Source organism: Pseudomonas sp. 1 R 17 (assembly GCF_900067035.1).
Lineage (GTDB): Bacteria > Pseudomonadota > Gammaproteobacteria > Pseudomonadales > Pseudomonadaceae > Aquipseudomonas > Aquipseudomonas marginalis.
Genome location: NZ_FKLB01000066.1, coordinates 152,591 through 165,630, shown reverse-complemented (window position 1 = coordinate 165,630; position 13,040 = coordinate 152,591). Strand labels below are relative to the sequence as shown.

At 60.3% G+C, this 13,040-nt stretch carries 13 protein-coding genes; 2 read left to right on the top strand and 11 right to left on the bottom strand.

Annotation, left to right across the window (positions count from 1 at the left end; all coding sequences use genetic code 11):
- Positions 1-125 precede the first annotated feature (125 nt).
- From BFP99_RS28635 to argE, 10 genes are all read right to left on the bottom strand, one after another.
- Positions 126-341 (bottom strand): TOBE domain-containing protein, encoded by a 216-nt coding sequence (locus BFP99_RS28635; RefSeq protein WP_003176783.1) that lies wholly within the window; start codon positions 339-341, stop codon positions 126-128.
- Positions 342-360: 19 nt separating this feature from the next.
- A complete protein-coding gene (ssuB, locus tag BFP99_RS28630) occupies positions 361-1,167 on the bottom strand; it encodes an aliphatic sulfonates ABC transporter ATP-binding protein (protein WP_065948771.1) in 807 nt (268 codons plus the stop codon).
- On the bottom strand, positions 1,164-1,952 hold the full coding sequence (ssuC, locus tag BFP99_RS28625) for an aliphatic sulfonate ABC transporter permease SsuC (RefSeq protein WP_065924365.1): 789 nt from the start codon (positions 1,950-1,952) through the stop codon (positions 1,164-1,166). Before ssuC ends, ssuB begins: the two co-directional genes overlap by 4 nt.
- A gap of 9 nt (positions 1,953-1,961) precedes the next feature.
- Complete coding sequence (gene ssuD / locus BFP99_RS28620) at positions 1,962-3,110, bottom strand: FMNH2-dependent alkanesulfonate monooxygenase (protein ID WP_065948770.1); 1,149 nt, start codon at positions 3,108-3,110, stop codon at positions 1,962-1,964.
- A 25-nt stretch (positions 3,111-3,135) separates the two neighbouring features.
- A complete protein-coding gene (locus BFP99_RS28615) occupies positions 3,136-4,104 on the bottom strand; it encodes a sulfonate ABC transporter substrate-binding protein (protein WP_065948769.1) in 969 nt (322 codons plus the stop codon).
- Positions 4,105-4,203: 99 nt separating this feature from the next.
- Positions 4,204-4,797, bottom strand: a complete 594-nt coding sequence (gene ssuE / locus BFP99_RS28610) for an NADPH-dependent FMN reductase (RefSeq protein WP_027608396.1) — start codon at positions 4,795-4,797, stop codon at positions 4,204-4,206.
- 201 nt (positions 4,798-4,998) lie between these two features.
- Entirely contained in the window at positions 4,999-5,637 is a 639-nt protein-coding gene (locus BFP99_RS28605; RefSeq protein WP_065948768.1) for a peroxiredoxin, read from the bottom strand.
- Between the two features lie 290 nt (positions 5,638-5,927).
- Positions 5,928-7,292: an OprD family porin gene (locus tag BFP99_RS28600; protein WP_065948767.1), complete on the bottom strand. Its 1,365-nt coding sequence runs from the start codon at positions 7,290-7,292 to the stop codon at positions 5,928-5,930.
- A gap of 594 nt (positions 7,293-7,886) precedes the next feature.
- The gene (gene argA, locus BFP99_RS28595; RefSeq protein ID WP_027608393.1) at positions 7,887-9,188 is read right to left on the bottom strand and encodes an amino-acid N-acetyltransferase; all 1,302 of its coding nucleotides are present in this window, start codon (positions 9,186-9,188) and stop codon (positions 7,887-7,889) included.
- A 133-nt stretch (positions 9,189-9,321) separates the two neighbouring features.
- Positions 9,322-10,470 (bottom strand): acetylornithine deacetylase, encoded by a 1,149-nt coding sequence (gene argE, locus BFP99_RS28590; protein ID WP_065948766.1) that lies wholly within the window; start codon positions 10,468-10,470, stop codon positions 9,322-9,324.
- 158 nt (positions 10,471-10,628) lie between these two features.
- On the opposite strand from argE, the gene BFP99_RS28585 reads away from it, so the two are divergent.
- Entirely contained in the window at positions 10,629-11,996 is a 1,368-nt protein-coding gene (locus tag BFP99_RS28585; protein WP_065948765.1) for a CYTH domain-containing protein, read from the top strand.
- 41 nt (positions 11,997-12,037) lie between these two features.
- On the opposite strand, the gene BFP99_RS28580 is transcribed toward BFP99_RS28585, so the two are convergent.
- Positions 12,038-12,508: an Lrp/AsnC family transcriptional regulator gene (locus BFP99_RS28580; RefSeq protein ID WP_010207358.1), complete on the bottom strand. Its 471-nt coding sequence runs from the start codon at positions 12,506-12,508 to the stop codon at positions 12,038-12,040.
- 127 nt (positions 12,509-12,635) lie between these two features.
- On the opposite strand from BFP99_RS28580, the gene BFP99_RS28575 reads away from it, so the two are divergent.
- Complete coding sequence (locus BFP99_RS28575) at positions 12,636-12,974, top strand: hypothetical protein (RefSeq protein WP_065926636.1); 339 nt, start codon at positions 12,636-12,638, stop codon at positions 12,972-12,974.
- Positions 12,975-13,040: the final 66 nt, after the last annotated feature.

The window sequence follows — 13,040 nt, the reverse complement described above, 5'->3', positions numbered from 1 at the left end:
GCTTCGCAGCCCAGCGCGGGGCAAGCCCGCTCACCACAGAGTTATGTGTCAGCCTTTAAGAGTTGTGTAGATACCTATGCTCATCGGGGGCAAGCCCCCGATGACGGCCTCAAGAGCGACGCAAATCACAACTTGGCGATCGACACCTCAGTCGACTTCACAAAGGCAATCACTTCACTGCCAATCACCAGCTCCAGCTCTTTGACGGAGCGCGTGGTGATCACGGAAGTGACGATACCGGAGGCGGTCTGCACATCGATTTCCGACAGCACGTCGCCGACCACGATTTCCTTGATGGTGCCTTTGAACTGGTTACGCACGTTGATGGCTTTGATAGTCATGATGGTGTTCCTCTATGAGTTATTGAGCCCAACGCAGTTGCGTAGGCAGCGGTGAAACAGGTTCGGGTTCCGGCGGTGTGCCGGGCAACGACAGCACACGGTTGAGTACTTGCGCTTCCAGTGCGGCCAGGCGATGTGAGCCTCGGGCCCGTGGGCGCGGCAGATCGACGATCAGGTCGAGGCCGATTTCGCCGTCTTCGATCAGGATCACCCGGTCGGCAATGGCCACGGCTTCGCTGACGTCATGGGTCACCAGCAACACGGTGAAACCGTGTTTTTGCCAGAGGTTTTCGATCAGTTGCTGCATCTCGATACGGGTGAGGGCGTCCAGGGCGCCCAGCGGTTCGTCGAGCAGCAGCAGGCGCGGCTGGTGAATCAAGGCACGAGCCAGGGCCACACGCTGCTTCTGGCCACCGGACAATGCCGCCGGCCACTCATTGGCACGCTCGGCCAGGCCGACCGCTTCCAGGGCTTCCAAGGCTTTAGGGCGCCAGTTGCCTTTGAGGCCCAGGCCGACGTTGTCGATGATCTTTTTCCACGGCAGCAGGCGCGCTTCCTGGAACATCAAGCGCGTGTCTTCAATCGACTCGCTCAGCGGCGCCGAACCGGCCAGCAGCTCGCCGCCGCTGGCTTTGTCCAGGCCGGCCAACAGGCGCAGCAACGTACTCTTACCGCAGCCACTGCGACCGACCACGGCCACGAACTGGCCCGCCGGAATGTGCAGATCGATTTCCTTGAGCACTTCCCGCGCACCGAAGGCCTTGCGTAATTTGCGCACCGCCAGGGGAATCCCCTTCAGCAGCCGCGGAGGTTGTTGAGCCGTCATGCCGCACCTCCTTTATTGACTTGATACGCCGGGTGCCAACGCAGCCAAACACGTTCCAGACCGCGCGCGGCCAGGTCGGCCAGCTTGCCGAGGATGGCGTACATCACGATGGCCAACACCACCACGTCGGTTTGCAGGAATTCGCGGGCGTTCATCGCCAGGTAGCCGATACCCGAGCTGGCGGAAATGGTTTCCGCCACGATCAGCGTCAGCCACATAAAGCCAAGGGCAAAGCGCACACCCACCAGGATCGACGGCAGCGCACCCGGCAGGATCACTTGCCAGAACAGGCTGAAACCGGACAAACCGTAGCTGCGCGACATTTCCACCAGCGCCGGGTCGACGTTGCGGATGCCGTGGTAGGTGTTGAGGTAGATCGGGAACAGCGTGCCGAGGGCCACCAGGAAAATCTTCGCGGTCTCGTCGATGCCGAACCATAGGATCACCAGCGGAATCAGCGCCAGGTGCGGCACGTTGCGGATCATCTGCACCGAGCTGTCCAGCAGGCGTTCGCCCCACGTCGACAGGCCGGTGATAAACCCCAGCGCCAGGCCGATGCTGCCACCGATCACAAAGCCCAGGCCGGCACGCCAGCCACTGATAGCCAGGTGCGTCCAGATTTCGCCGCTGCGCACCAGGTTGACCCCAGCCTCAATCACCGCACTGGGCGCCGGCAGGATGCGTGTCGACAACCAGCCCGCCGACACCGACAACTGCCACACCGCCAGCAATAGAATCGGCAGCACCCAGGGCGCCACGCGATGGCTCAATTTTTCAAAAGTCATGGCGCCGCCTCAGCTCTGTGACGCAGCTTTGGGAAGGATATCGTTGGCGACCATCTCACCGAACGGGCTCACGTAACCGGCGCTTTTCGGCAACTCCGGACGTTCGATATCCAGGTGCGGGAACAGCAGCTCGGCGACCCGATAGGACTCTTCCAGGTGTGGATAACCGGAGAAGATAAAGGTGTCGATGCCCAGCGCGGCGTACTCCTTGACCCGTTCTGCAACCGTCGGGCCATCGCCCACCAGCGCGGTGCCCGCACCGCCACGCACCAGGCCGACGCCGGCCCACAGGTTGGGGCTGACTTCCAGGTTGTCGCGGTTGCCGCCATGCAAGGCCGCCATGCGCTGCTGGCCGACGGAATCGAAGCGCGCCAGGGAAGCCTGGGCACGGGCGATGGTGTCGTCGTCGAGATGGGAGATCAGTTTGTCGGCGGCTTTCCAGGCTTCTTCGTTGGTTTCGCGCACGATCACATGCAGACGAATGCCGAAGCGCACGGTGCGCCCGAGTTTCGCTGCCTTGGCCCGCACCTGCTCGATCTTCTCGGCGACCGCGGCCGGTGGCTCGCCCCAGGTCAGCACCATCTCCACTTGTTCGGCGGCGAGTTCCTGGGCCGCTTCGGAGGAACCGCCGAAGTACAGCGGCGGGCGCGGTTGCTGGATCGGCGGGTAGAGCAACTTGGCGCCTTTGACGCTGATGTGCTCGCCGTCGTAGTCCACGGTTTCGCCTTCCAGCACACGACGCCAGATGCGGGTGAATTCCACCGAAGCCTGATAACGCTCCTCGTGACTGAGGAACAAGCCATCGCCGGCCAGCTCTTCCGGGTCACCACCGGTTACCAGGTTGAACAACGCACGGCCGCCGGACAGGCGATCCAGGGTCGCGGCCTGACGCGCGGCCACCGTCGGGGAAATGATCCCGGGGCGCAGCGCGACAAGGAATTTCAAACGCTGGGTCACCGGGATCAGCGAGGCGGCCACCAGCCAGGAGTCTTCGCAGGAACGGCCGGTGGGGATCAGTACCCCGCCGAATCCCAGGCGGTCAGCGGCCTGGGCCACTTGCTGCAGATAACCGTGATCAACGGCGCGAGCGCCTTCGGCGGTGCCAAGGTAATGGCCGTCGCCGTGGGTAGGCAGGAACCAGAAAATAGTGAGGCTCATGGAGTTGTCTCCTGAAGAAATCGGATTACGGCGCTTTAGCCACGGCAGCCGGTGGCGTCCAGATCACGTCCTTGATGTTCAAGGGCTTGGGGATCAATTTGAGTTGGTAGAAGCTATCGGCGATTTTCTGCTGGGCCGCCACCACTTCCGGGGTCAGGAACAGCGCGCCGTAGCCCTGGCGTTTTACCGAGGTCAGGGTGATGTCTGCCGGCAGGCCCAGCAGCGGCGCGACCTGTTCGGTCACTTCCTGGGGGTTGGCCTTGGACCACTCGCCCACCGCGCGCACTTCTTCGATCAGCGCCTTGACCACTTCAGGGTGTTTTTCGGCGTACGGCTTGGTGGCCAGGTAGAACTGGTGGTTGTCGGCGATGCCGGTGCCGTCACGCAGGGTGCGCGCTTGCAGTTGCTTCTCGGCGGCGGCCTGGTACGGGTCCCAGATCACCCACGCATCCACGCTGCCACGCTCGAAGGCGGCACGGGCATCGGCGGGCGGCAGGAACACGGTCTGCACGTCGGTGTATTTCAGGCCGGCGTCTTCCAGGGCACGCACCAGCAGGTAGTGCACGTTGGAGCCTTTGTTGAGCACGATTTTCTTGCCCTTGAGCTCGGCCACCGATTTGATCGTCGAGTCTTTCGGCACCAGGATCGCTTCGCTGGTGGGCGCTGGCGGCTCGTAGGCCACGTAGAGCAGGTCGGCACCGGCGGCCTGGGCGAAGACCGGCGGGGTTTCGCCGGTGACACCGAAGTCGATGGAACCCACGTTCAGGCCTTCGAGCAGTTGCGGACCGCCGGGAAACTCGGTCCATTGCACCTGCACACCTTGGGCGGCCAGGCGTTTTTCCAGGGTACCCTTGGCCTTTAGCAGCACCAGGGTGCCGTATTTCTGGTAACCGATCCGCAGGGTCTCGGCAGCTTGAGCCTGAACAATGGCGCCGAAGGACACAGCCGCAGCAAACAGTGCGACCAGACCACGACGCAAGATGACAGTGCGCATGGCGCTCTCTCCAAATAATGCGATGAGGGGGTTGGCTGCACCTGCTTGGCCGTTGGCGGCTGAGTAAGGTGAGTACATCTATATAGCGGTGAGGCTGACTTAAATGCTCCAGCGAGCACTCAACAAACGTTCATTCAACACATGCGGGTCCAACGGTTTCGGACGACGGGCCATGGCGCCATAAAGCGTCTCCAGGGCCTCGTGCAAACGGTGTTCGAGGACCGGTACCAGTTGTGCCTGGGCACTGCCTTCGCCGTAGGCGATCTGGCTGTCTTCGGCAAAGATGCCGTGGAGCAGCTCCTGGGCTTTGAGGGCCGACAATACCGGCTTCAGGGCGTAATCCACCGCCAGCATGTGGGCGATGCTGCCGCCGGTCGCCATCGGCAGCACAACCTTGTGGGCCAGGGCGCGCTCGGGCAGCAGGTCGAGCACGGTTTTCAACGCCCCGGAGAACGAAGCCTTGTACACCGGCGTGGCGATCACCAGGCCATCCGCGTTAGCCACCTGTTGCAGCAGGTCAATGACCTTGGGGCTGTCGAAGCGTGCATGCAGCAAGTCTTCAGCCGGGAAGTCCCGTATCTGGTAACTCACCACTTCAACGCCTTTGTCTTGCAACCACTGACGGGTTTTTTCCAGCAAGACCCCGGAGCGGGAACGCTGGCTGGGACTGCCTCCAAGTGTTACGACCAACATGCAGGAATTCCTTGAGCAAGTGCCGGCGGTTCGCTGTGTGGCGATGGCGCCAAGATGGAACAGACCTTATCAGCAGATTCATATATCTATAAATCTTATTTTTTCATTTGTTTATTCTTTAAATGCATATAAGATTTATAAACCGCCAGGCGAAAAAAAAGGCCGTCGAAACGGCCTGAAAACCCCTGCTGTGATTCAGTTTCAACGATTGGGCTGTGGAGTAAGCCGCAAATACGGCTTCACCGCCCGATACCCCTTCGGAAAGCGCTTCTTGATCTCTTCCTCATCCTTGAGCGACGGCACGATCACCACTTCATCACCGTCCTGCCAGTTGGCGGGGGTGGCGACTTTGTAGTTGTCGGTCAGTTGCAGCGAGTCGATGACCCGCAGGATTTCATGGAAGTTACGGCCGGTGCTGGCCGGGTAGGTGATGGTCAGGCGGATCTTCTTGTGCGGGTCGATCACGAACAAGGAACGCACGGTGAGGGTGTCACTGGCATTCGGGTGGATCAGGTCGTAGAGGTCCGAAACCTTGCGGTCCGCGTCAGCCAGGATCGGGAAGTTGACGACGGTGGCCTGGGTTTCGTTGATGTCTTCGATCCACTTGTGGTGCGAATCCACCGGGTCCACCGACAGGGCGATGGCCTTGACGCCGCGCTTGGCGAACTCGTCCTTGAGCTTGGCGGTGAAGCCCAGCTCAGTGGTGCACACCGGGGTGAAGTCCGCCGGGTGGGAAAACAACACACCCCAGCTGTCGCCCAGCCATTCGTGGAAACGAATCTTGCCGGCGCTGGAATCCTGTTCGAAGTCGGGGGCGATATCGCCCAGTCTTAGGCTCATGGTGTGGCTCCTGGTGAGTGCTTATGGAGCCCACTGTGCATGGATTGCGGATTATTTAAAAAGAATAAATATCGATTTATCTAGACGATAAAGGAATATTAAAAATCTGTTCATTGGACGCGGGAAAGGGCGAGGCGCAACATCGTTTCCAAGGTTCGAGAAGGCCTTGAGACGCTGTACAAAGAGGGGTTCAGGAAGGGCTTGCGGGGGTTTAGCCCGACTTGAAAAGCAAGACACCTTGCCCGGCGTGCGCCGGGCAAGGTTTACAGTCTTACAACAGCTTTACGCTACTAGAACAGTGGCAGCGAGTAGCTGACGATCAGGCGGTTTTCGTCCTGGGAACGGGTGTTCGCCAGGTCGGTGCGCCACATAGCGTTTTTCCAGGCAACGCCGAGGTTTTTCAGCGGACCTTCTGGAATCACGTAGGCAACGGTGATGTCGCGTTCCCACTCGGACTGGCCGGTGGTTTCAGCACGACCGTTGTTGTTGGCGATAGTGTCGATGTCGCTACCTTTCAGGTAAACAACACCCGCCGTCAGGCCAGGTACGCCAACTTTGGCGAAGTCATACGCGTAGCGAGCTTGCCAGGTACGTTCGCCGGCACGGGCGAACTTTTGGATCTGCATGTCGGTCGTCAGGTAAGCCGACGAACCGTCACCCTGGTTCAGCCAAGGGAAGTCGCTGCTGCCGTTGCTGACCTGATAACCACCACCGAAGGTGTGACCGGCAACGGTGTACAGGAACAGGCCGCTGTACAGGTTGTTGTCGACCTTACCCTTGCCGGCGTTGAAGCCGTTGTAGTTACCGTTGGTGTAGTAAGCAGGGGTGTTGCCGTTTTTACCATCGTCAGAGCTGTTGAAATAACGCAGGTCAGACTTCAAAACGCCCGGGCCGATTGCCCAGTTGTGCGTCAGGCCGAGGAAGTGCTGCTTGTAGAAGTCTTCCAGGTTGCCGTAGTAGTACTGGGCAGTCAGGTCTTTGGTGATTTTGTAGTCACCACCCGCATAGTAGAACTTGTTAACGAAAGTGCCTGTGTTGTAGTTGGAGCTACCGTTGGCGCCGCCCAGCGACAAGCCTTCGTTGTTGCTGGAGTTACGGCCCTTGGCATGCTCGATCTGACCAGCAACCAAGGTCAAATCCTTGATGTCGTTGGTAGTGATCTGGCCACCTTGGAAGGTTTGCGGCAGCAGACGACCATCGTTGGTCACGATAACGGGCAGCTTAGGCTGCAGGGTGCCCAGCTTCAGCTCGGTTTGGGAGATCTTGACCTTGCCGGTCACGCCCAGGCTGGCGTAATCGTTGACAGCGGTATTGCCGTCACTTGGGAACACGGTGCCACCGGAAGCGGTGCCACTGTAGTTACCATGTTCTGCACGGCTTGAATCCAGACGCACGCCATACAGGCCAATTGCATCAACGCCGAACTGAACAGTACCTTGGGTGTAACCCGAGATGAAACGCAGATCGAAGCCTTGGCCCCACTCGGCGTTCTTGCTGCGGGTGGTGGCACCAGGGGCGCCATCACGGTTATCAGTGTTGATGTAGAAGTTACGCAGACCCAGTGTGGCCTTGCTGTCTTCGATGAAACCGGCAGCGCCTGCTTGCTGAGCGATTACGCCCAAAGCTACAGACAGTGCCAAGGTGGACTTCTTCATGTACCGCTCCTCTCGTTTCTAATTTTTGTATTTCTTTGGTCTCGGGTCTGACGCCCTCGATCCACAGATGCGCGATTAGCACCGGATAGTGACTGACAAGTCAATCGTAACCTTGTGTGTCTACTACCTTCGTCTAACCACCGTTGATTTGGTCCCTGCAGGGTAATGAGTTTTTCATACACCCAAAAAGAATTATTTCATTCTTTTTCATACGATTCAGGAATAAGACTTTCCGTGACGTGGGCAGGCCAGCATAGACCACTCGCCACACAAGCTAATTCCTAAAGGGTATTTGTTAGAGCTTTTTAGATCGATTAGTGTGGCCGCGCTGTTGCATACGTCACCCACGATCAAAAAGGCGACGCCATCATGGCCAAAGGCACATCCTCCCGTCAATTTGTTACAGTTTTTGTGTCACTAATCGTTTCTTTTGCTGTCCAAGCCGCCCATTCGAAGGTCCAGGTGTTGCGAGCGTCCACACTCTATCCATAGCCGCCCACCTGTTATCGGCGTCAGATCAAGAATGCTTAAACTTTAGTCGTGCGTGACGGCAGGCTCTTGCACGAGCCTGCCCGGTGACTTGGGGATAGGGTTCTACAAGGCCTTCTCGAAAATCTTCGAGTTACGCTGGTAGTTGTACAGCGAAGCCCGCGCCGAGGGCAGGCGATCCACGCTGCTCGGCACAAAGCCGCGCTCACGGAACCAGTGGGCAGTCCGCGTGGTAAGTACGAACAGCGTCTTCAACCCCTGGGCCCGGGCACGGGTTTCGATACGCTCCAGCAGCTCGTCACCCCGCCCGCCGTGGCGGTACTCCGGGTTCACCGCCAGGCAAGCCAGTTCACCCGCGTCCGAATCGGCGATCTGATACAACGCCGCACACGCGATGATCATGCCTTCGCGCTCCACCACGCTGAACTGCTCGATCTCACGCTCGAGCACTTCCCGCGAACGGCGCACCAGGATGCCCTGTTCTTCCAGGGGGCTGATCAGGTCGAGCAAGCCGCCGACGTCTTCAATCGCCGCCTCGCGCACCCGTTCGAATTGCTCCTGGGCTACCAGCGTGCCGCCGCCATCGCGGGTGAACAGTTCGGTGAGCAAGGCGCCGTCTTCGGCGTAGCTGACGATGTGGCTGCGCCCTACCCCGCCACGACAGGCCTCGGCCGCCGCATCGAGCAATTCGGACTGGTAGTTGCTGCTGCCCAGGCGTTGCAGGTGTGCCGGTACTTGTTGCGGCCGCAGTTCGCGGACGAGGCGGCCATTTTCATCGATCAGGCCGAGATCAGCGCCGAACAGCAGCAGCTTGTCCGCCCCCAGGTCGATGGCGGCGCGGGTGGCGACGTCTTCGCAGGCCAGGTTGAAGATCTCCCCCGTCGGCGAATAGCCCAGGGGCGACAGCAGCACAATGGAGCGCTCATCCAGCAGGCGATTGATGCCCTTGCGATCGACCCGGCGCACTTCGCCGGTGTGGTGGTAATCCACGCCTTCAAGCACACCGATAGGCCGCGCCGTCACCAGGTTGCCGCTGGCCACCCGCAGGCGCGAGCCCTGCATCGGCGACGAGGCCATGTCCATCGACAGGCGCGCTTCGATGGCGATACGCAGGTGGCCGACCGCGTCGATCACACACTCCAGCGTCGCGGCATCGGTGATGCGCATGCCTTCATGGTAAGTCGGGACCAGGCCGCGCGCTTCAAGGCGCGCTTCGATCTGTGGGCGCGAACCGTGCACCAGCACCAGGCGCACGCCCAGGCTGTGGAGCAGCACCAGGTCGTGGACGATATTGCCGAAGTTCGGATGATCCACACCGTCGCCGGGCAACATGACCACAAAGGTGCAGTCGCGGTGGGCGTTGATGTAGGGCGAAGCGTGACGAAGCCAATTAACGTAGTCGGGCATGGAACCTGGGCCTGTAATAAAAAGCAGCCGAAAAAGGATGAGTCGTGAAAACGCACAGCGGGCTGATGGTTATCGTCGGAACAGGCTTGGCGACACGCTCGCTCTCCTTATGTACGAATGGACAGGGGTTAATTTACGCAGGTTTCAGGCAGTAATGTTCGATCAGTTCCCGCAATAGACGCACTGTAGGCGTCAAGCGTGACATTTCGAGGTACTCGCCCGGTTGATGGGCACAGGCGATGTCGCCAGGGCCGAGCACCAGGGTTTCACAACCAAGGCGCTGAAGATAAGGCGCTTCGGTGCCGAACGCTACTGCTTCGGCACGATGCCCGGTCAATCGTTCCGCGACCCGCACCAACTCGGCGTCTTCGACCTGTTCGAACGGCGGCACTGCGGGGAATAACGGCGCGTAGTCGATCTTGACCTTATGGCGCTCGGCCAGGGGTTCGAGCTTTTGCCGGATAGCCGCACGCAGCACTTCGGGATCCATGCCCGGCAAGGGCCGCAGGTCGAATTCCAGGGAGCACTGGCCGCAGATACGGTTGGGGTTGTCGCCACCATGGATACAGCCGAAGTTCATGGTCGGTTGCGGCACGCTGAATTGTGGGTTGCGGTACTCGCGCTGCCAGGCCAGGCGCAGGCCGCGCAGCTCGCCGATGGCGTCATGCATGGCTTCCAGGGCGCTGTGTCCCAGGCTTGGGTCCGACGAATGGCCGCTTTGGCCCAGAATGTCGATACGCTCCATCATCACGCCTTTGTGCAGGCGGATCGGCTTGAGGCCGGTCGGTTCACCGATCACCGCCGCGCGACCCAACGGGCGCCCGGCTTCGGCCAATGCCCGGGCACCGGACATGGAGCTTTCTTCATCGCAGGTGGCGAGGATCAGCAACGGTTGCTTGAACGGTTGGTCCAGCAGCGGCAACACCGCTTCAATCGCCAGCGCGAAAAAACCCTTCATGTCGCAACTGCCCAATCCTACCCAGCGGCCGTCGACTTCCGTCAGCTTGAGCGGATCGGTCTTCCACAACGCAGCGTCATAAGGAACGGTGTCGCTATGGCCGGCCAATACCAGGCCGCCGGGGCCTGTGCCAAAGCTGGCCAGCAGGTTGAATTTGCCGGGGCTGACCGGTTGGATGTCAATGGAGAACCCCAGGTCGCCCAACCAACCGGCGAGCAAATCGATCACCGGGCGGTTGGTCTGGTCGAGAGACACTTGGGTGCAACTCACCGAAGGCGCGGCAATCAGCGCGGCGAACTGCTCTTTCATGGACGGTAACGGCATACGCGGTCTCCCTACTTCCCGGATGAGCCCCACTATAGAGGCATCTGCACGAGACAATAAACCGTTGCGGCGCGTTGCCGGGCTCAGTCCTGTACACTGCACGACCTTGGCAGCCACTCTTTTCCCCGGCTGCGCTCCCGATCCTGGATTTTCCGGCCATGCAGAAAGAAACCGAAATCAAGCTCCGCGTCAGCCGCGAAACACTCGCCGCGCTGCGTGAGCACCCGCTACTGAAAAAACGCAACAAAAGTGGCTGGGAACGCCGTGAGTTGATGAACCAGTACTTCGACACCCCCGAGCGTGACCTGGCCCAGGCCAAAGTCGCCCTGCGCCTGCGCAAGGACGGTGACGAGATTATCCAGACCCTCAAGACCCGTGGCCAAAGCGTCGCCGGCCTGTCGGAACGCAATGAGTACAACTGGGACCTGCCCAAGGCCAAGCTCGACGTGAAGAAACTCGACGGCGACTGCTGGCCCGAGCAACTGGCCGAGCTGGACAAAAAGACCCTCAAGCCGATCTTCACCACCGACTTCGTGCGCGAGCGCGCCGAAATCGCCTGGGGCCGTGGCAAGGCCAAGGTGGTGATCGAAGCCGCCCTGGACCTGGGCCATGTGGTCGTGGGTAAGCAGAAAGAAGAAATCTGCGAGCTGGAACTGGAACTGCGCGAAGGCGAGCCGGCTGCGCTGCTGGAGTTGGCCGCCGAGCTGGCCGCCACCCTCGCACTGATGCCGTGTGACATCAGCAAGGCCGAGCGCGGCTACCGCCTGTACGACGCCAGCAGCTACTCCCTGAGCCTGCCGGCGCCGCAGATCCACGCCGAAATGCCGCTGGACGACGCCTTCGCCGCAATCATGTGGCACCTGCTCGGCAGCAGCCAGCGCCTGGCCGAGCAATACCGCTTCAATGGCCACTGGCGTCTGCTGCAGGACTGGGTCGAAAACCTCGGCGAACTGCGCGCCCTGATCGGCAGCCTCGGCCAGGCCGCGCCGCGTCAATCCACCAGCGAACTGCGCAGCGCACTCGATGCACTGCTGGAAGACTGGCGCCCGCTGGTCCAGGCCGGTGACGACGACGAAGACATCCGCAAAGCCGCACCCGAGCAGTTTGCCGAAGAATTGGACGACGTGCGCTGGGGCTTGTTCTCGCTGAACATGTCACGCTGGCTGATGGCCCGCACCTGGACTGCCGACCGCAACGTGCGCGGCAACCGCCAGGGCGCCGCGCAAATCACCAACTGGCTGCCGCGCCTGCTGGCCGACGATGCCGTCGCCCTGCAACTGCCGCGCTACCAGCAGCAACCGGAAGACCTGGCCGAGCAACTGCCGCGCATCGAACGCATCCAGGCCTGGCTGCACCATGCGCGTAACGTGGTGGACATTGCGGAACTGGATCGTTTGTACGGCGAGCTGAACAAGCTGGCGCAACTGGCCAACCAGCCGATCACCGACGAGTCGCTGGATGCGCGCATGCATCAGGCGATTGCGGTGTATCAGAACCGTGCCTGGAAGACCCTGCTGCGCCTGTAATATCGCCATCGGGGGCCTAGCCCCCGATGAGGCCGATCCTGTCAGCGCAATACTGGCAGGCTGGTGGTCGATTTGATCTCGGACAGCGCCACGATCGAGTTGACCTCCTGAATCCCCGGCACCATCGATAACTTCTCGAAGAAAAACCGCTCGTACGCCTCAATGTCCGACGTCACGATGCGCAGCAGAAAATCCACCGCCCCCATCAGCACATAGCACTCCAGCACTTCCGGAAACCCACGAATCGCGTCGGTGAACTCGGTGAAGTTGGATCGGCCGTGGGCGTTGAGTTTGACCTCGGCAAAGATCTGCGTATTCAGGCCGATCTTCTTGCGATCCAGCAGAGTGACCTGGCCGCGAATCACTCCTTCCTCCTTGAGCCGCTGGATGCGTCGCCAGCACGGCGACTGGGACAGTCCGACCTGTTCGGCGATCTGCGCGCTGGACAGCGAGGCGTCCTCTTGCAGCAGGGCCAGGATGCGGCGGTCGTAGGCGTCCAATTCGCTGTGCATAAAAATACCTTTATGTATGGAATTTATGAATTGATTTATTCAATAAAACGCAAATCAGGCTCATCTTAGATAAGAAATCTCCCGACGCGAATGTAAAAATTTCTCCAGTCGAATCTGGAGAATCAGCATGCATGCCGTCGAAACCACTCACCCCCTGACCCGTGTCGATGTGTGGGCTGCCAGCAGCGCCCATTGCCAGGCGCATTACCGGATCGTCGCCGAGGCGGAGCCCGATGTGTTGTGTCGGGTACTCAATTATTTTGCGTTGCAGTTCCTGACACCGAGCCAGGTCAACGTGAGCCGCCAGGAAGACCTGCTGAACATCGATATCGTGATGGATAGCCTGAGCTGGCATCGCGCCCAAGTGATCGCCGAAAAGATTCGAAACCTGATCAGCGTGTGCACGCTGCACGTGTGGCGCGCTGATTCCGTGGGGCCTGCGGCCGTGGCGGCAGCAGCTCGGTAAAGGCCTGCAACATACGCGGGGAGGAAGATATTCGGCGGCTGGCTAGCCTGAAATTTCGTCCGAGGC